Annotated in this window: 20 protein-coding genes; 7 read left to right on the top strand and 13 right to left on the bottom strand. The window is 62.1% G+C overall.

The window, feature by feature from the left end:
- Positions 1–122: 122 nt before the first annotated feature.
- From F2P44_RS24640 to leuS, 5 genes are all read right to left on the bottom strand, one after another.
- Entirely contained in the window at positions 123–1,400 is a 1,278-nt protein-coding gene (locus F2P44_RS24640; RefSeq protein ID WP_167090298.1) for an AAA family ATPase, read from the bottom strand.
- 16 nt (positions 1,401–1,416) lie between these two features.
- Positions 1,417–2,682 carry a glutamate-5-semialdehyde dehydrogenase gene (locus F2P44_RS24645; protein WP_167090300.1) on the bottom strand — a complete coding sequence of 422 codons (1,266 nt, stop codon included), beginning with the start codon at positions 2,680–2,682 and terminating at the stop codon, positions 1,417–1,419.
- A gap of 64 nt (positions 2,683–2,746) precedes the next feature.
- Positions 2,747–3,763, bottom strand: coding sequence for a DNA polymerase III subunit delta (holA, locus tag F2P44_RS24650; protein WP_167090302.1), 1,017 nt, complete (start codon positions 3,761–3,763; stop codon positions 2,747–2,749).
- A 9-nt stretch (positions 3,764–3,772) separates the two neighbouring features.
- Positions 3,773–4,291, bottom strand: a complete 519-nt coding sequence (locus F2P44_RS24655; RefSeq protein WP_167090304.1) for an LPS-assembly lipoprotein LptE — start codon at positions 4,289–4,291, stop codon at positions 3,773–3,775.
- 3 nt (positions 4,292–4,294) lie between these two features.
- Positions 4,295–6,937, bottom strand: a complete 2,643-nt coding sequence (leuS, locus tag F2P44_RS24660; protein ID WP_167090306.1) for a leucine--tRNA ligase — start codon at positions 6,935–6,937, stop codon at positions 4,295–4,297.
- 263 nt (positions 6,938–7,200) lie between these two features.
- Between leuS and F2P44_RS24665 the strand changes: the two genes are divergently transcribed.
- From F2P44_RS24665 to F2P44_RS24680, 4 genes are all read left to right on the top strand, one after another.
- On the top strand, positions 7,201–7,692 hold the full coding sequence (locus F2P44_RS24665) for a CCDC90 family protein (protein ID WP_167090308.1): 492 nt from the start codon (positions 7,201–7,203) through the stop codon (positions 7,690–7,692).
- Positions 7,682–8,194: a hypothetical protein gene (locus tag F2P44_RS24670; protein WP_167090310.1), complete on the top strand. Its 513-nt coding sequence runs from the start codon at positions 7,682–7,684 to the stop codon at positions 8,192–8,194. The genes F2P44_RS24665 and F2P44_RS24670 overlap by 11 nt, the downstream gene beginning before the upstream one ends.
- A gap of 64 nt (positions 8,195–8,258) precedes the next feature.
- Entirely contained in the window at positions 8,259–9,029 is a 771-nt protein-coding gene (locus F2P44_RS24675; RefSeq protein WP_167090312.1) for a helix-turn-helix domain-containing protein, read from the top strand.
- A gap of 72 nt (positions 9,030–9,101) precedes the next feature.
- Positions 9,102–9,464, top strand: a complete 363-nt coding sequence (locus F2P44_RS24680) for a VOC family protein (protein WP_167090314.1) — start codon at positions 9,102–9,104, stop codon at positions 9,462–9,464.
- Between the two features lie 55 nt (positions 9,465–9,519).
- Here the strand turns inward: F2P44_RS24680 and F2P44_RS24685 are convergent, their stop codons facing one another.
- The 5 genes from F2P44_RS24685 to F2P44_RS24705 are packed head-to-tail and all read right to left on the bottom strand — an operon-like array spanning position 9,520 to position 12,347.
- Positions 9,520–9,846, bottom strand: a complete 327-nt coding sequence (locus F2P44_RS24685) for a barstar family protein (RefSeq protein WP_167090316.1) — start codon at positions 9,844–9,846, stop codon at positions 9,520–9,522.
- A 1-nt stretch (position 9,847) separates the two neighbouring features.
- Positions 9,848–10,270: an ExbD/TolR family protein gene (locus F2P44_RS24690; protein ID WP_167090318.1), complete on the bottom strand. Its 423-nt coding sequence runs from the start codon at positions 10,268–10,270 to the stop codon at positions 9,848–9,850.
- 10 nt (positions 10,271–10,280) lie between these two features.
- On the bottom strand, positions 10,281–10,937 hold the full coding sequence (locus F2P44_RS24695; protein ID WP_167090320.1) for a MotA/TolQ/ExbB proton channel family protein: 657 nt from the start codon (positions 10,935–10,937) through the stop codon (positions 10,281–10,283).
- Positions 10,938–10,945: 8 nt separating this feature from the next.
- Positions 10,946–11,755 (bottom strand): 4-hydroxy-tetrahydrodipicolinate reductase, encoded by an 810-nt coding sequence (gene dapB, locus F2P44_RS24700; RefSeq protein ID WP_167090322.1) that lies wholly within the window; start codon positions 11,753–11,755, stop codon positions 10,946–10,948.
- A gap of 31 nt (positions 11,756–11,786) precedes the next feature.
- Positions 11,787–12,347 (bottom strand): outer membrane protein assembly factor BamE, encoded by a 561-nt coding sequence (locus F2P44_RS24705; protein WP_167090324.1) that lies wholly within the window; start codon positions 12,345–12,347, stop codon positions 11,787–11,789.
- Positions 12,348–12,437: 90 nt separating this feature from the next.
- On the opposite strand from F2P44_RS24705, the gene fur reads away from it, so the two are divergent.
- On the top strand, positions 12,438–12,866 hold the full coding sequence (gene fur, locus F2P44_RS24710) for a ferric iron uptake transcriptional regulator (RefSeq protein ID WP_054264984.1): 429 nt from the start codon (positions 12,438–12,440) through the stop codon (positions 12,864–12,866).
- Positions 12,867–12,887: 21 nt separating this feature from the next.
- Here fur and hrcA read toward each other — a convergent pair whose 3' ends face one another.
- Positions 12,888–13,904: a heat-inducible transcriptional repressor HrcA gene (gene hrcA, locus F2P44_RS24715; protein ID WP_167090326.1), complete on the bottom strand. Its 1,017-nt coding sequence runs from the start codon at positions 13,902–13,904 to the stop codon at positions 12,888–12,890.
- A gap of 127 nt (positions 13,905–14,031) precedes the next feature.
- Positions 14,032–14,748, bottom strand: a complete 717-nt coding sequence (locus F2P44_RS24720; RefSeq protein WP_167090328.1) for an HAD family hydrolase — start codon at positions 14,746–14,748, stop codon at positions 14,032–14,034.
- A gap of 202 nt (positions 14,749–14,950) precedes the next feature.
- On the opposite strand from F2P44_RS24720, the gene F2P44_RS24725 reads away from it, so the two are divergent.
- Complete coding sequence (locus F2P44_RS24725) at positions 14,951–15,559, top strand: hypothetical protein (RefSeq protein WP_167090330.1); 609 nt, start codon at positions 14,951–14,953, stop codon at positions 15,557–15,559.
- 50 nt (positions 15,560–15,609) lie between these two features.
- Positions 15,610–16,224: a hypothetical protein gene (locus F2P44_RS24730; protein ID WP_167090333.1), complete on the top strand. Its 615-nt coding sequence runs from the start codon at positions 15,610–15,612 to the stop codon at positions 16,222–16,224.
- A gap of 188 nt (positions 16,225–16,412) precedes the next feature.
- Here F2P44_RS24730 and F2P44_RS24735 read toward each other — a convergent pair whose 3' ends face one another.
- Positions 16,413–17,891, bottom strand: a complete 1,479-nt coding sequence (locus F2P44_RS24735; RefSeq protein ID WP_167090335.1) for a serine hydrolase domain-containing protein — start codon at positions 17,889–17,891, stop codon at positions 16,413–16,415.
- Positions 17,892–17,904: the final 13 nt, after the last annotated feature.

Here is a 17,904-nt window from a genome sequence, read left to right on the forward strand (position 1 = left end):
AACTTCTGCACCATCCGCTCCTGCCTCGACACCCTACGCAAACAAGGGCACAGCATGCTGGAAGTGCTGCGCCGTGCATTTGCTGGCGATCCGATCAGGCCAACTGCGTAGCGGCTGAATAGTTACGAAATATTTAAAACTGTCCTCGTGCGCCATGTTCCGAGAATCGGACAAAACAACGAAAGCGATGCGCCATCGCGCTTATAAGCTTGCGAAACGATAATATTATCCGTTTGAAGTTTCTGAATTACCAGGGGAGAGTGGGTATTGATGATAATCTGGCGCAGTGGATTGTCGGGACCCACGGCATAGTCAGTATCGACGGCCATGTCGGTCAAAAGCTGGACAATGGCGGGGATTCTCGCCGGGTGAATACCATTTTCCGGTTCCTCGAGACAAATTACGCCGCCAGCGTCAGCGTCTGCCCCAATAATAGACAGGGCAAGAAACCGCAGGGTTCCATCCGAAAGCGCACGTGCCTCATGACGTATGCCGCTGACGCTTTCCAAGTACAGCGTTTTTAACTGTCTGCGCTCATCCACATCGACGGTAAGGCTCTTCACATCCGGCAGCAGATTAGCCAATTGGCTTGCAACCTCATCGAATTTTTTCAAACGATCCAATGTCGCCGGCAAATGCTCGCCTGTGGACGAGACCTGACTCGACGCCAAAAAATCGTCTGGTTTGCGCAACGAGCTCGACTCAAGCTGCAAATTGATCCAGGACTGCATTTCACGCCGCGCCGCCAATGCAGTCGGACGGTCAATAGTATTTATATTGCTCAGCAGCGTGCGTTCAGCCTTGTCAATCGGAATACTGATCGGCTGCCCTCCTCCGGTACCATCCTGGCGTATTTTCGCAACAGTTGGGTCGTCTTTATCCATATAGATAAAATCGATCCGGCTAGTGCCGACATAAACGGAGTCAAGAAATTCCTGAGATACCGGAAAACCGAGACGCCGTTTTGCTTCGCCTTTTTGCACAAAATCCAGCGACTCATGTGCGAGTTCAATTCCCTCCGGTTTAGAACCGGATGCGGCGACATATCGCAAACCCAACTTATACTGCAGGAACGTGACCTTTGGTTTAGCATTACGGCCAAAATCATCTGTGACAGTATCGTTCACCAAAAAATCGACTTCAAACTCCATTAATTGAGCTTGCCCGACTGCAGTTCGGGTAAACAACGACGACAGGTTGACACGTTGGCGTCCGCTGTTTCGGATCCTGGTGGCGGCATCAATAATGGACGTATCCGCCAAATCCTTCAAAAACAGGATGGCGTCGAATAAATTGGATTTTCCCACGCCGTTTACACCGGCAATGCACGTGAAAGGGCCGAAGCGAACTTCAATATCCTCCAAACTCTTAAATCCATTAACTTTCAGCCGGGTTAGCATATGTTCCTCCGATAGCTCAATGCCTGACTTCGCCGTGGCCGAATACCACGTACTTCAGAGATGTTAATCCTTCCAATCCGACCGGGCCGCGCGCATGCAGCTTGTCGTTGGAGATGCCGATTTCGGCGCCCAGGCCATACTCGAAACCGTCCGCGAACCGGGTCGAGGCGTTCACCATCACCGACGCCGAATCGACTTCGCGCAAGAAGCGCAGCGCGTCGCTGTAGTCTTCGGTGATGATCGCTTCCGTGTGCTTCGACGAATAGGTGTTGATATGGTCGATCGCCGCGTCCAGCCCGTCCACCAGCTTGATCGACAGTACCGGCGCAAGGTACTCGGTGCTCCAGTCTTCTTCCACGGCGGCGACCAGGTGCGGGTAGCCGGCCAGCAGCGCCAGCGCTTCCGGATCGGCGCGCAGTTCGACTTCCTTGGTCGCGTACAGTGCCGCCAGGCGTGGCAGCACGGCCGGGGCGATGGCGCGCGCGACCAGCAGCGTTTCCATGGTGTTGCAGGTTCCGTAGCGGTGGCACTTGGCGTTGAACGCGATCGCCACCGCTTTTTCCAGGTCGGCCCTGGTGTCGATGTAGACGTGGCAGATGCCGTCCAGGTGCTTGATCATCGGGACCGTGGCCTCGGCGATCAGGCGCGCGATCAAGCCCTTGCCGCCGCGCGGCACGATCACGTCGACATATTCCGGCATGGTGATCAGCGCGCCGACGGCGGCGCGGTCGGTGGTGTCGACAATCTGCACGCCGTCGTTCGGCAGGCCGGCGCCGGCCAGGCCTTCGGCCACGATTTTCGCCAGTGCGCGGTTGCAGTTGATCGCTTCCGAGCCGCCGCGCAAAATGGTGGCGTTGCCGCTCTTGATGCACAGGCCCGCCGCGTCGACCGTGACGTTCGGACGCGCTTCGTAGATGATGCCGATCACGCCCAGCGGCACGCGCATCTGGCCCACCTGGATGCCGCTCGGGCGGAATTTCATGTTCGAGATTTCGCCGATCGGGTCGGCCAGCGAGACGATCTGGCGCAAGCCTTCGACCATGGTGTCGATGGCCTTGTCCGACAGTTGCAGGCGGTCCAGCATGGCCGGCGCGAGACCGGCGGCGGCGGCCGCATCGAGATCGAGCTGGTTGGCCGCGCGCAGCAGCGCGCTGTCGCGCACGATCGCATCGGCGATCAGGAGCAGCGCGCGGTTGCGCGTGGCGCTGTCGGACCTTGCCATGGCGCGCGAAGCGGCGCGGGCGCGCTGGCCGACCTGTTGCATGTATTCGGTAATGTTCATTATCTCGTCTACGTAGGTGAAGCGCATTCGTCGCGCAGGCACCATGGTAGCGTGCCGCTGCGGTCTATCCGCGCGTTACTTTCAAGGCCAGCTGCAGCATCGCATCCCAGGCGTCGCCCGCGAAGCCCTTGGCGCGCAGGCCCTTGATCATCTTGTCGACCTGCGCGGCGTCGCGCATCGCGCCTTCCAGGGTCGGGAGCGAGATGCGGCGCAGCGCCGGTTCCATCATGCGTTCGCGCGGACCCCAGATGCGGTATTCCTTGAGCAGCATGCCGAGCGGCCTTCCCTGCGCCATCCCGGATTTCAATTTTAACAGCGTACGGATTTCTTCGGCGACCGCCCATAAAACCAGCGGCAGCGCCTCGCCCTCGCCTTTCAGGCCTTCGAGCATGCGCACCAGGCGCGCCGGATCGCCCGCCAGCATCGCCTCGGACAGCTTGAACACGTCGTAGCGCGCCACGTTGAGCACCGCGTCGTGAATCTGCTCGAACGTCAGCTTGCCCGGATCGTGCAGCAGCGCCAGCTTCTGGATTTCCTGGTGCGCCGCCAGCAGGTTGCCTTCGACCCGGTCGGCGATGAAGTCGAGCGACTGGCGGTCGGCGGAGAGGCCATGCGCGGCCAGGCGCGTGCCGATCCAGCCAGGCAACTGAGCGCGTTCGACCGCCGGAATCTCGATGTACACCGCGGCCTGCTGCAAGGCGCCGACCCAGGCCGCCTTGGCGGTCTGCCAGTCGAGCTTGGGCAGGGTGATCAGGGTCAGGTTATCGGGACTGAGGTCCTTGGCATAGCTTTGCAGCGCCGCGCCGCCATCCTTGCCCGGTTTGCCGGTCGGGATGCGCAGTTCGATCAGCTTCTTGTCGCCGAACAGCGACAAGGCCTGGTTCGCGGCCAGCAGCTCGCCCCATTTGAAGGTGCGCTCCACCGTCAGCACGTCGCGCTCCGAATAGCCGTTGGCGCGCGCGGCGCGGCGGATCTTGTCGGCCGCCTCCAGCGCCAGCAGATGCTCGTCGCTGGAGATCACGTACAGCGGCGCGATCGTCTTGGCCAGGTGCCCTTCGAGGGCGTCAAAGCGCAGTTGCATCGCTCATGCTCATGTGGGCTTGACCGCCACCAGGCGGCGCAGCACCTGCTGTACCAGGTCGGTCTGCATGTCGCGGTACAGCAGCACTTCTTCCGATTCCTTGCCCAGCACCTGGCTCTCGTTGAAGGTAATCGAGCGCTTGAGCGAGATCTCGGTGGCCGGCAGCAGTTCAAAGCCCTTGGCGTCGCGCAGGCGGAACACCAGGGTGTACGTGAGCAGATACTCGCGCACGCGGCCCTGGGCGTTGAGCGAGAGGATCTGCTTGCCGCGCGTTTCCGACAGCACGTCGAACAGGGTCTCGGCCTTGGACGCATCGGTCAGCACCTGCACGGCGTCGCCGCCGCGCAGGTTGCGTTTCAATTCCGTGCCGAGCGCCGACGTTTCGGGGAACGCCAGGTAGATGCTGTGGAACGGCATGTTGAATTGGCCGTTCGAGCCGCGCAGCTGGAAGCCGCACGCGGACAAGGTCGCGAGCAGCACCAAAGCAAAGGTGGCGCGCAGCACGGTGGCGGAGCGAAGGATCGTCATCGCTTACACCACGATGCTGATCAACTTGCCCGGCACCACGATCACCTTTTTCGGCGGCGTCTCGATGTACTTCTGTACCGCTTCGCAGGCCAGCGCCATCGCTTCGATGGACGCCTTGTCGGCATCCTTGGCCACCTTGATCGAGCCGCGCAGCTTGCCGTTCACCTGGATCATCATCTCGATCTCGGCCTGTTCCAGCGCGGCCGGGTCGACCTGCGGCCACTGCACGTTGAGGAGGTCGCCGTGGACCTTGGCGTAGCCCAGTTCTTCCCACAGCACGTGGGTGATGTGCGGCGCGACCGGGTTGAGCACGCGCAGGAAGATCGACAGGCCTTCTGCGATCACCGCGTCGGTGGCCGGGCCGTCTTCCAGCTTGGCCGATTCCATCGTGTTGAGCATCTTCATGCAGGCCGACACCACGGTGTTGTACTGGATGCGTTTCAGGTCGTAGTCGGCCTGCTGCAGGATCTTGTGCAGTTCGCGGCGCAGCGTCTTGTGCGCTTCGCTGCCTTCAACCTTGTCGGTCGCGGCCAGGGCCGAGGCAACGCGGGGCGCCTGCGCGTACGCATATGTCCACACGCGGCGCAGGAAGCGGCTGGCGCCTTCGACGCCGCTGTCGGACCATTCGAGCGTCTGCTCCGGCGGCGAGGCGAACATGGTGAACAGGCGCGCGGTGTCGGCGCCGTACTTGCCGATCTGGGCTTCCGGGTCGATGCCATTCAGCTTCGATTTCGACATCTTCTCCGTGCCACCAATGATCACCGGCAGGCCGTCGCTCTTGAGCGTGGCGGTTTGCGGGCGGCCCTTGTCGTCCAGCGTCAGGTCGATGTCGGTTGGATTGAAATAGATCTTCTTCGGCGGTTCCGGTTCACGGTAGTAAACCTCGTTGAGCACCATGCCTTGGGTAAGCAGGTTGACGAACGGTTCATCGAACTTGACCAGGCCCAGGTCGCGCATAATCTTGGTCCAGAAGCGCGCGTACAGCAGGTGCATGACGGCGTGTTCGATGCCGCCGATGTACTGGTCCATCGGCATCCAGTAATCGTTGCGCGCGTCGACCATGGCGTCCTTGCTGCCCGGCGAGGTATAGCGCATGTAGTACCACGACGAGTCGACGAAGGTATCCATCGTGTCGGTCTCGCGGCGCGCCGGTTTGCCGCATTGCGGGCAGTCGCACTTGAGGAAAGCTTCGTGCTTGCCCAGCGGGTTGCCGCTGCCGTCCGGGACGCAGTCCTCGGGCAGCACCACCGGCAGGTCTTTTTCGGGCACCGGCACCACGCCGCAATCGGCGCAATGGATCATCGGGATTGGCGTACCCCAGTAGCGCTGGCGCGAGATACCCCAGTCGCGCAGGCGGAAGGTGATCTTCTTGTCGCCCAGGCCGGCCGTGGCCAGGTCGCCCGCAACCGCGTTGACGGCGGAAATGTGATCGAGGCCGTCGTATTTGCCGGAATTGACCGAGACGCCGTTCTCTTTGTCGCCGTACCATTCCTGCCAGGCCTCAAGCGAGTATTGCTTGCCTTCGACGGCGACCACCTGCTTGATCGGCAGATTGTATTTTTTGGCGAACGCGAAATCGCGCTCGTCGTGCGCGGGCACGCCCATGACGGCGCCGTCGCCGTAGGTGATCAGGACGTAGTTGCCGACCCAGACTTCGACCTGCTCGTTGGTGACTGGATGGGTGACGAACAGGCCGGTCGGCATGCCCTTCTTCTCCATCGTTGCCATGTCGGCTTCGATCACGCTACCGAGCTTGCATTCGGCGATGAAGGCCGCCAGTTCCGGGTTGGTCTGCGCGGCGTGCTGCGCCAGCGCGTGTTCCGGCGCCACGGCGCAGAAGGTCACGCCCATGATGGTGTCGGCGCGGGTGGTGAAGACGTACATCTTGCCGTCGTCAATCAGCTCACCGGCGGCGTTGGCGATGGTGTGCGGGAAGGCGAAGCGCACGCCGACCGATTTGCCGATCCAGTTCGCTTGCATGACGCGCACGCGCTCCGGCCAGCCCGGCAGCTTGTTGTCGACGTAATCGAGCAGTTCGTCGGCGTAGTCGGTGATGCGCGCGTAGTACATCGGGATTTCGCGCTTTTCGATCGGCGCGCCGGAACGCCAGCCCTTGCCGTCGACCACCTGCTCGTTGGCCAGCACGGTCTGGTCGACCGGGTCCCAGTTCACGGTGCCGGTTTTTTTGTAGATGATGCCTTTTTCAAGCATCTTGAGGAACATCCACTGGTTCCACTTGTAGTATTCGGGCTTGCACGCGGTCATTTCGCGCGACCAGTCGATCGCCAGGCCCATCGATTCCATCTGCTCGCGCATATGGGCGATGTTGGAGTAGGTCCATTGCGCCGGCGGCACATTGTTTTGCATCGCCGCGTTCTCGGCCGGCATGCCGAAGGCGTCCCAGCCCATCGGCATGAGCACGTTGTAGCCGTTCATCCGCAGGTAGCGGTACATCACATCATTGATCGTATAGTTGCGCACGTGGCCCATGTGCAGCTTGCCCGACGGGTAAGGCAGCATGGAGCAGGCGTAGTACTTACCTTTCGGGAAACGCGGGTCGTTCTCGACAGCCTTGTAGGCGTCGATCGCCTTCCAGTGGGCTTGGGCGGCTTGTTCAACGTCGGCGGGACTATATTTATCTTGCATGATATGTGCAGCCAAGCGTGGCCCGGCCAAAAGTGAATATGAACCGGTCATTATACTGGCACATCCCGCATCCGGGCGCGGCCGGGGCTTGGGGGCCAAATTTCGCTGAACTATGGGGCGGCGTTGCTGTCCAAATAAGATGACAAGCGAATTGGACGCGTCAGCTTACGGAGCTGCCGAAAAGCGCACCACATGCCAAGCCGGCCGCTCTTTTCCCTGAACTTTGCTGAACTATCCGGCCATATCGACGTCTAATTGACATGATGAGCAATTTCGACACGACAGACTACGTGCGGAAGCTGGAGTTGGCAGGTTTGCCACAACAGCAGGCGGAGGTGCATGCACAAGCGTTGGCCAAGATGATGGACAAGGCCAACCAGGAGGCTCAACTGTTGACCCTGCAATACAATTTGCAAACCTCAAGCCATGAATCGGAAGCGCGTTTGATGTCGCACGTGACAAACGCCAGAAAGGTCCTGAGCGCCGAAATCGCACTGCAGAATGCAAAAATTGACGCGCTCAAGTCGTTCCTTGATGTACGAATGGACCAGCGAGGACTCATCTCGCGCGACCTCTCCTATCTCTACATGGGAGTGTTGATCGGCGTAACGCTCGCCATGCTTACCAAAATAATATTCTTTTGGCATGCAGTTCGCTCGATCCTGATGCAGTCATCAAGCACGGCTCAAGCGATGTCGCTGCATATTCTGTTGAACCGAATACCACGTACCGGAGACTGCTGTCATGACAATTGAATTCGATGCGATTGGACACGCCCAGCAGTTGGAATCGGCCGGGGTAGCCAGAAACCAGGCGGACTTGCATGCCAAGGCACTGACCGAGGTGGCGAGCGCGGGGGTGTCGACATCCGACCATGTGCAAATGAAGGACGAGTGGCAACGCGATATTCGTCGGTCGGAAGAACGATTAAGTTCGCAAATCACTCTGGCAAAGACGGAACTCAGCGCCGAACTACAGACATTCAGAACCGAATCAAGCGCAAAAATCGAGGTGCTCGACGCCAAAATCGACGGTGTCCGAACCGACCTGACCACCAACATCGACGGTGTCCGAACCGATCTGACCGCCAAAATCGACGCTGTCCGAACCGATCTGACCGCCAAAATCGACGGTGTCCGAACCGACCTGAACGCGAAGGTCGATTCGGTAAAAGAGGCATTGACCGTGCACCGCTGGCTACTCGGCGTCCTTCTCGTCATGAACAGCGCGATTTTTGCCAGGATATACTTCCCTTGATGCCCCCTTTAAAGACAGTGCGCGCAGGGTAAAATGGCCTTTTTTGCCACTTGCAGGGCACCACATGGTTCTCTACCAGGAACACCCGCCTCACCCCGCGCTGGCGCCGTATCTGGCCTGCCTGTGGACCTGCCAGGTGCTGCCAGGCGCCTCACCTGTCACGCACCGGGTGCTGCCCGATAACTGCATGGATATCCTGTGGCAGGATGTGGCCGCGCTGAGCCGCGTATCCGGCATGATGAGCACGGTCGTCCACGTTCCCGTGCACCAGCCCGTGCGCACCGTCGCCGCCCGCTTCAAGCCGGGTGCCGCCGCGTACTTTTTCGCCATGCCGCTGCACGAACTGGCTGACCAGCATCCTCTGCTGGACGAGCTGTGGGGCGGCGCCACGGCGCGCCAGTTCACCGACGCCCTGTGGTCGCGCACACTCTCCGACGTCGACGCCGTGGGCACCGTCGAACGCTTGCTGCTGCAGCGCCTGCGCAGCGCAGGCACCACCATGGCACCCGGCCTAGTCGACGCCGCCGTGGGCGCCATCGAACAATCCGGCGGCACCATGCGCATCGAGACGCTGGCCACGCAGTTGGGCGTGTCGCGCCAGCACCTCTCCAGCCAGTTCCGCGCCAGAGTCGGCCTGGGCGCCAAGCAGTTCGCGCGCGTGTGCCGCTTCCGCCAGGCGAGCGAACGCATCCGCGCCGCCGCACGCGATGCAAACCAGCTCGACTGGGCATGCCTCGCACTCGATCTTGGCTATTACGACCAGCCGCACCTGATCCACGAATTTCGCCAATTGGCGGGCAGCACGCCGGAATCGTTCGCCGCGCCGCCGGCCTGACCGCCTTACATTTTTACAATACAAACGCGGCGCTCCATGGCAGGATGCTGCTTTGCACTCAAGGAGACGAATATGATCAACGGAATGCGCACTGTCTGCTACCCGGTCCAGGATATGGACGCGGCCAAGGCCTGGTTTACCGAGGTGTTCCGCACCGCCCCCTACTTCGATCAGCCGTTCTATATCGGCTTCGAAATCGGCGGCTTCGAGCTGGGCCTGCACCCGGGCGAACCCGGCATGCCCGGCTGCGTGGCGTACTGGGGCGTGGATGACATCGAGGCGGAAACCGACCGCATCACGGGCCTGGGCGCGAGTATCCACTCGGCCATCCAGGACGTGGGCGAGGGGATCAAGGTGGTCGAGCTAAAGGATCCGTTCGGCAATACGCTGGGGCTGATCTACAACCCGAATTTCGACCTCAAGAAGGTGCGTTAAGCGCCAGCCGGAAACCTGTGCGCGGGCACGCGCTGCCCGCGCAGCATGAAGCCGGTCAGCGCAACACCAGCGCCAGCGCCGGCTTTTCGCCGTAATCCTCGTAGCGCTCGTTGATGCCGGCGATGCAGAAAGTCATCTCGTCGAGCAGGTCGGGCACGCGCTCGCGCATCGATGCGGCATCCTTGACGACGATTTCCAGCACCTCGTTCGGTTTCAGCCGGAATTTGGTCATGCCGTCTTCGTCGCGCAGATAGCTCAGGCAATCGACCCAGGCATCCATCGTGTTGGCGTAAAACTCGGGAAACCCGAACGCCGCGCGGCTTTCGGAATGAAAGGTATCCCAGCCGAGGATCGAGGCACCATTGAGTTCAGCGCTGGCCATGTTATTTCTCCTTTTTTGGATCGGTCACGAAGCCCAGCTTGCTCAATCCGTGGGACTGTGCCGCCGCCATGACCTGGGCCACGACTTCGTAACGGGTGTTTTTGTCTGCGCGCAGCTGCAATTCGGGTTGCGGGGCTTGGCGCGCGGCCTGCAGCAGGCGCGCGTCGAGTCCGGGCACGTCGACCTGCTCCCCGCCCCAATGCAGCACGCCGGCCGCATCGATGGCGATGGTGACCGTGTGCGGCTGCTGCTGCGCTGCCGCAGCCTGCGCGCGCGGCAGGTCGAGCTTGACCGCATGCGTGAACATGGGCGCAGTGATGATGAAAATGACGAGCAGCACCAGCATCACGTCGACCATCGGGGTCACGTTAATATCGCTCATCATCGACTGCTGGCGCGATGGATTGAAGCTGCCGAATGCCATGCCGTTCCCCTTATTTGCTGAAGTAGGAATGCAAATCGTGGGCAAATCCGTCCAGCTCGGCGAGGGTCAGCCGATTCAGGCGGTTCAATCCGTTATACGCCAACACGGCGGGAATGGCCACCACCAGCCCGAAGCCGGTCATGATCAGGGCTTCCCCGACCGGCCCGGCGATCTTGTCGATCTGCACGATGCCGGCTGCGGACACATTCGACAGCGCATGATAAATCCCCCACACGGTGCCCAGCAGCCCCACGAACGGGGCGGTGGCGCCGATCGAGGCCAGCACGGTCAGTCCGCTTTCGATGCGGTGGGTGGCGCGCGTGATTTCCTGGCGCAGCACGCGGATAATCTGTTCGTCCTTGCTCATTGCGCCGGCCAGGGTGGCGGCGCCAGCGGCATGCGCCAGCCCTTGCGCGGGCAGCGGCGCATAGACGCCCTCGCGGTCGGCCAGGCTCAGCAGGGCGATGCCGTCGTGCAGCGTGGGGGCGCCCCAGAAGGCGTCCAGCGCCGGCGCCGCACGGCGCACGCGCCAGGTGCTGAGCGCCTTGGACAGGATGAAGAACCAGCTCACCAGCGACATCAGCATCAGCACATACGCCACCGCGTGGCTGATCGCGTCGCCCTGTTCCCAGTAGCGCGCAACGCTGAAGTGATTGACCGGTGGCATGGCGCCGCCTAGTCCTTGAGTGCCAGCACGTCCTGCATGTCGTACAAGCCGGTCGCCTTGCCGGCCAGGAAGCGGCAGGCGCGCAGCGCGCCGTTGGCGTAGCTGGCCCGGCTGCTGGACTTGTGGCTGATCTCGATGCGCTCGCCGGTGCCGGCAAACAGCACGGTATGGTCGCCGATGATGTCGCCGCCGCGGATGGTGGCAAAACCGATGGTCGACGGATCGCGCTCGCCGGTGACGCCTTCGCGTCCGTACACGGCGCATTCCTTGAGGTCGCGCCCGAGCGCGTCGGCAATCACTTCGCCCATTTTCAAGGCGGTGCCGGACGGCGCATCGACCTTGTGGCGGTGGTGCGCTTCGATGATTTCGATGTCGTAGCCTTCGGACAGGCTTTTGGCGGCCAGTTCGAGCAGCTTGAGGGTGACGTTCACGCCCACGCTCATGTTCGGCGCGAACATGATCGCGGTCTTTTCGGCGGCGGCGGCAATCGCGGCCTTGCCGGCATCATCGAAACCGGTGGTGCCGATGATCAGCTTGATGCCATGGGCGGCGCAATATTCCAGATGCCTGAGCGTGCCTTCGGGACGGGTGAAGTCGATCAGGTAATCAGCCCCGGCCAGGCCGGCGGCAAGGTCCGCTTCGATCCTGATGCCGGCCGGTTGGCCGCCAAAGGCGCCCGCGTCCTGGCCGATCGATGGCGAACCTGCCAGGCCGAGCGCGCCGGCCAGCACCGCGTCGGGCGCGGCCGCGACCGCATCGATCAGCATCCGTCCCATACGCCCATCGGCGCCCGCTACTGCAATTTTCATCTGCGTCATTTTGCTACCCTCGTGCTACCCGTGCGATGGCTTATTTGTTGATCTTGATCGAGGCCGAACCGGCTTCTTCGCGCTTCGGCGCTTCCTTGGCGGCCACCTTGGACGGACCGGCGATGCGGGCGATGTATTCCTTCTCGGTCGGCAGGTTGCCGCCGTCGAATTTCTCGACCTTGTTATCCTTGAAGTAGACCGTCACCCGGCTGCTGGTCAGCTCGCCATCGCCGCGCGCCAGGTAGAACGGGAAATCCCAGCGGTCGGCGTGGAAGACGTCGGTCAGCAGCGGCGTGCCGAGCAGGAACTTGACCTGTTCGCGGGTCTGGCCCACCTTGAGCTGGGTCAGCATTTCCTGGGAGATGAAGTTGCCTTGCTGAATGTCCGGACGATACGGCGAGAAGATCCACAGGAACTTCTGCAGCTTGCTGGCCTGGACGGTCTGGGCGCCGGAGTCTGGCGAGGTGCTGACCGGGACCACGGGATCCTTGGCGCCGCCGAACATGGAGCAGCCCGACAGGCTCAGGACGGCGCCGGCCAGGGTCGCCACGAGCGGGGCGCGCAAGCTAAAACGGTGCAAAACGGCAGTATCGACAGGCATAGAGGACCTCAAATCGTTGTACGGAAGCCTAGGCACCTCCGTCTAAAACGCTATATGATAAAGCACTACGCCAATATACGAGTAACAAACATGAGTAACAATCCTAGCGACCTCAAGGCCAGCGGCCTGAAAGCCACCCTGCCCCGTCTGAAAATCCTCGAGATTTTCCAGAACAGCGAGGTGCGCCACCTGACAGCGGAAGATGTATACAAGATTTTGCTGACCGATAATATGGATGTCGGCCTGGCCACCGTGTACCGCGTACTGACCCAGTTCGAGCAAGCCGGCCTGCTCAACCGCAACCATTTTGAAACCGGCAAGGCGATCTTCGAGCTCAATGCCGGTTCGCACCACGACCACCTGGTGTGCCTCGATTGCGGCCGCGTGGAAGAGTTCTACGATGAAGAAATCGAATCGCGCCAGCACAAGGTCGCGGTCGAGCGCGGCTTCAAGATTGCCGAGCACGCGCTGGCGATTTACGGTAATTGCGTCAAGCCGGCCTGCCCCCACAAAACCTGAAGCAGCGGCCGGCGCCGCTGTCTAGGAGTGGCTGAGCGCGTTCGACAGCAGCTTGGCCGTAATATCCACGATCGGAATCACGCGCTCGTAGGCCATGCGGGTCGGCCCGATCACGCCCAGGGTGCCGACGATCTTGCCGTTGACCTCGTACGGCGCCGTGACCACGCTCATTTCATCCATCGGCACCAGGTTCGATTCGCCGCCGATGAAGATCTGCACGCCTGTCGCCTTGCTCGACACGTCCAATAGCTGCATCAGCCCGGTCTTTTGCTCGAACATGTCGAACATCTGGCGCAGCGAGCTCATGTTCGACGACAGGTCCGACACGCTGAGCAGGTTGCGCTCGCCGGAAATGACCATATCGTCCGACTGGTCGGTCATCGCCTCGCTGCCGGCCTCGACCGCTGCCTGCATCAGGCTCCCCATATCGTCGCGCAGCTGGCGCAATTCACTGGACAGGCGCGTGCGCACGTCGTCGAACGACAGGCCGCCATAATTCTGGTTGATGTAATTGGCCGAGCGCACCAGCTGGGCCGGCGTGTAGTCGGCCTCGGTGAGCAGCAGGCGGTTTTGCACGTCGCCGCGCGGATCGACGATCACCAGCAGGATGCGCTTTTCCGACAAACGCAAGAATTCGATCTGCTGGAACACCGATTCGCGCCGCGGGCTGAGCACCACGCCGGCGAACTGCGACAGCGACGACAGCATCTGCGCCGCGTTGGCGATCATCTTTTGCGGTTGCTGGGCCGGCAGGCGCAGGCGTCCATCGACCGCGTGCTCGTCCAGATGCTGCACGGTTAACAAGGTATCGACAAAGATGCGGTAGCCGCGCGGGGTCGGAATGCGTCCGGCCGAGGTGTGCGGACTGGACACATACCCCAGTTCTTCCAGGTCGGCCATGATGTTGCGGATGGTCGCGGGCGAGAGGTCGAGTCCGGAAATTTTCGACAGCGCGCGCGACCCTACCGGCTGGCCGTCGGCAATATACCGTTCGACCAGGGCTTTGAGCAGCGTTTGCGCACGGGTATCGAGTTGCATGATTCTATGTGTGGTGCGAGGTGGACATGCACAAGTGTTGATCCGCTTATTATGCACGTTCGCAGGCGTGGTGTGCAGTTTAGCGCTTTTCCGGGCCGACGGGCGCCGCCAGTGCGCCCCGGCCGCCTCAGTCGTGCGCGCGCTTGAGCCAGTCGAGCAGCTCGTCGAAATTGCCGCAGATGGCGTCCGGCACCACCCCGTGTTCCAGATGCAGCGCGCTGCCGGTGCGGTTGAGCCAGACCGCGCGCAGCCCGGCACGCTGGGCGCCCTGCACGTCGAGCAGCACATCGTCGCCCACGTACACGGCATCGGCCGGGTCGACCCCGAGTTCCCCGCAGGCGGCCAGGAAGATGGCCGGGTCCGGCTTGGCGCGGCCGAACTGGCTGGCCGCCAGCGACACCTTGAAATGGTGCGACAAGCCGATCGCCTGCAAATCGGCATTGCCGTTGCTAACCGAGCCAAGCAAGCTGCGGCCTTTCAGGCGCAGCAAGCCGGGCACCACGTCATCGTAGGGAATCACGGCATTGCGCGCCGCATAGAACTGGACCATGGCTTGCTCGACCTTGGCGGCATCTTCGCCGGCCGCCTCGAACGCCGACAGCAGGCCGGCGCGGCGCAGGGCGCCCAGGTCGAGCTGGAACTCGGGTTGCTGGGCCAGCAGCGCCAGGCGCGCCTGGCGCAGGGCGTCGACGGTGAAGCGCTCGGCCACGCGCGGCGCGTTGCTGTGCAGCCAGGCATGCAGGGTTTGCTCGGCCTGCAGGATGACCGGGGCGATCGGCCACAGGGTATCGTCCAGGTCGAACAGGATGGCTCTGGGCCAGGTGCGGCGCGGCGGAATGCTCATGTTCTGGCTCGGTAATGGGACAGGTTCCAGCATAACGAGGGCGGCGCCGAAAATCAATCGGCGCGCCGGGCGCGCCAAGTCCCTTGCACCCGTTACAAGGCAATGAGCCGCCGGGTTAACAAATGCACTAAAATGACGTCCACATCAGGCTGTCCATCGGCGGCCCAGCCTCCCACCTTACCGCATTCGTTTTGGAGAAAGTATGAAAAATCTGTACCTGCGTTCCGCCGTGGCACTGTCGTGCGCGCTGAGTCTTGCCGCTTGCGGCGGCGACGACGATGGCACCATGCAGCTGGGCGGCACCGTGGAAAATGTGACCGTGTCCGGCCTGGTGTTGCAAAACAAGGGCGGCCCGGAACTCAAGGTCGAACCGAACGTCAACACCTTTGTGTTTCCCGACCTGATCGCCACCAATACCGAATTCGACATCACCATCAAGTCGCCGCCATCGAACGCCACCTGCGCCATGGTCAATGGCAAGGGCAAATCGAGCGTCTACGGCGTCGGCAACATTACCGTGCGCTGCACCCTGATCCCGCATGATATCAAAGGCAAGATCACCGGCCTGACGAGCGGCCCGCTGGTCATCATCAACGGCAGCTATCGCCTCAGTATTGCGGCCAACTCCACCGAATTCAACATGACCACGCTGGCCGAGAATAAAAAAGACAAGCTCGGCCAGGTCGGCGAAACGATGGCCTACGGCCTGAGCGTGCTGCAACAGCCGCCGGGCTTGACTTGCCGGATTGACAACGCCATCGGCACGATGGGCAAAGCCGACGTCGACCATATCCTCATCACCTGCAACTGATCCCGGCAGCCGCCCCTGCGCGGGCGGCGCCCTTTCCCCTGGAGAATTCTATGAAGTTATCCGTCCTGCGCCATTCGCTGCTGCTGGCCCTCGTCGCGGGCCTGTCCGCTTGCGGCGGCAAAGCGACCTTCCCTGTCGAAGGCACCATTGAAAACCTGAAGTATTCCGGCCTGGTACTGAGCAACGTCGGCATGCAAGACCTCACGGTCGAGGCCAAGGCCACCACTTTCCGCTTCCCCAACACGATCGAATACGGCGTGCCCTACGATGTCCAGGTCAAAACCAGTGCGCTGCACCAGAAATGCACCTGGGACAACGGCAAGGACAACGCCGGACGCCAGGCTTCCATCAGCGTGATTATCAAGTGCATCGATAACGCCTTTTCGATCGGCGGCGCGGTCAAGGCGCTCGGCGCCGACGGCGGGGCCCGTACCTACACGGGCGAAGGCTTGGTGCTGATCAACGGCAGCAGCGACAAATACGCCGTCCCCAAGGACGCGACCGCCTACAAATTCGCCGGCGCGACCACCTTCGGCACCAGCTACGGCGTGTCGGTATTCAAGCAGCCGGATGGCGGCAAGTATGCCTGCACGGTCGAGCGCGGCGTAGGCGAAATGGGCGATGCCGACATCACCAACATCGATGTGACTTGCCGCGAAAAGTAAGATCGGCGAGGGTTGGGCAGGTGATATTTGCAAAAGCTATAACTGATATTCCAAAGATAAATTGGCTTGATATGCTGTAGCGCAGCATAATTGCACCTGTCTCCTCCAACTCTCCTCAAAAAGAATTGGATTTCAAGCCCGCTTCACAGCGGGCTTTTTTTTGTCCTGGTTTTCGGCGTGCTTGCGCCTTATTTCTTTTCCAGCGCCGCCAGGTGGCCGGCCGCATTGCGGTTGTCCGGGTCCAGTTCCAGCGAACGGCGGTAATGGCGGATCGCCAGCGCTTGCTCTTCCACGGCTTCATACGCTTCGGCCAGGCTGTCATGGGCGTTGGCGCTGTCCGGATACAGGCGCGCGGCCAGGCCGAGCACCGCAATGGCCGGCTTGAGCTGCTTGCGCGACAGCAAGCGGTAACCCCAGCCGTTCAAACTGCCCTCGGACGGGTTCGGCACCGCGTATTGCCGCGTCACTTGGCGCAGCTGCCCGTCGATATCATCGAAACCGCCGCGCGCGGTCTGCTCGCGCAAGCGGTACAGGGCATAGCCGCCGCCGCCGGTGGCGCGCAGCGCCGGCGCATACAAGCCCGCCACCGTATCGATCAACTGGTCCGGCTGGGCGCCGGCCAGGTTGGTCAGGATGATGACCGCCAGGTCGTCGTCCGGATAAATATAGAAGGCCGAACGCCCGCCCCCGATCCCCGCCACCGCCCGGTGCGCCTGTGCGCCACGGCGGATCGCCGGCCAGCCCATGGCCCACGGTGCCGGCCGCCCATCGGCGAACGAGGACGGCGTCCACATCGCCGCCATGGTCGCCGGCTGCAGCAGGCGCCCCTGCTGCAGGGCCACGATCCACTTGCCCAGTTCGGTCGCCGTGGTATTCATGCCGGCGCCCGTGCGCATCGCCGGCGGAAACTCTTCGACCACGTTGCGCAGCGCGCCGTCGCGCCCGAAGCGGTAGGAATTGGCCTTGTTCTTGATGACGTCGGCGCTATCGCCGAAGCTGCTGTCGGGCATGCCAACCACGTCGAACTGGCGGTGCCGGATGGACGCCAGGAAGGGCTCGCCGCTCAGGCGGTCGATGATTTTCCCCAGCAGCACGTAGTTGGTCTGGTTATAGCTGAAGCGCTGGCCCGGCGCGAACCGTACCGGCAGCGTTTGCGCGGTCTTCCAGGCGCCGTCCATGCCGCCCGGCAGCAGGTCGCCTTCCGGATCGAGGACGTCGGGAATCCCGGACGTGTGATTGAGCAACTGGGCGATGGTGACGCCCTGCCACGCCGCCGGCAAGCCATCCAGATAGCGCGACACCGGCGCGTCGAGCGCCAGCTTGCCCTGTTCAAGCAGCTGCATGATGGCCACGCCGGTGAACGCCTTGGTCCCGGAATTGATCGAAAATACGGTGCGATCATTGACCGGCACCCCGTGCTGGATGTTGGCCACGCCGAGCGCGCTTGAAAACACCACTTTCTGGTGGCGGATCACGGCAATCTGCAAGCCCGGTATGCGCCGTTCCTGCATTTCGGCGCGCATGAATTCCAGCACGGCCTTGCTGGCGGCGCTGTCGGCGGAGGTATCGACGGCGGCACTGGCTGGCGCCGCCGCCAGGGCGCTCGCACCCGGCATGGCGACGGCCAGGCTGGCGAGCAGGAAACACAGTGTGCGGGGAAAACTCATCGGATGTCATTCC

Origin of the sequence: Massilia frigida (genome assembly GCF_011682175.1) — a bacterium.
GTDB lineage: Bacteria > Pseudomonadota > Gammaproteobacteria > Burkholderiales > Burkholderiaceae_D > Telluria_A > Telluria_A frigida.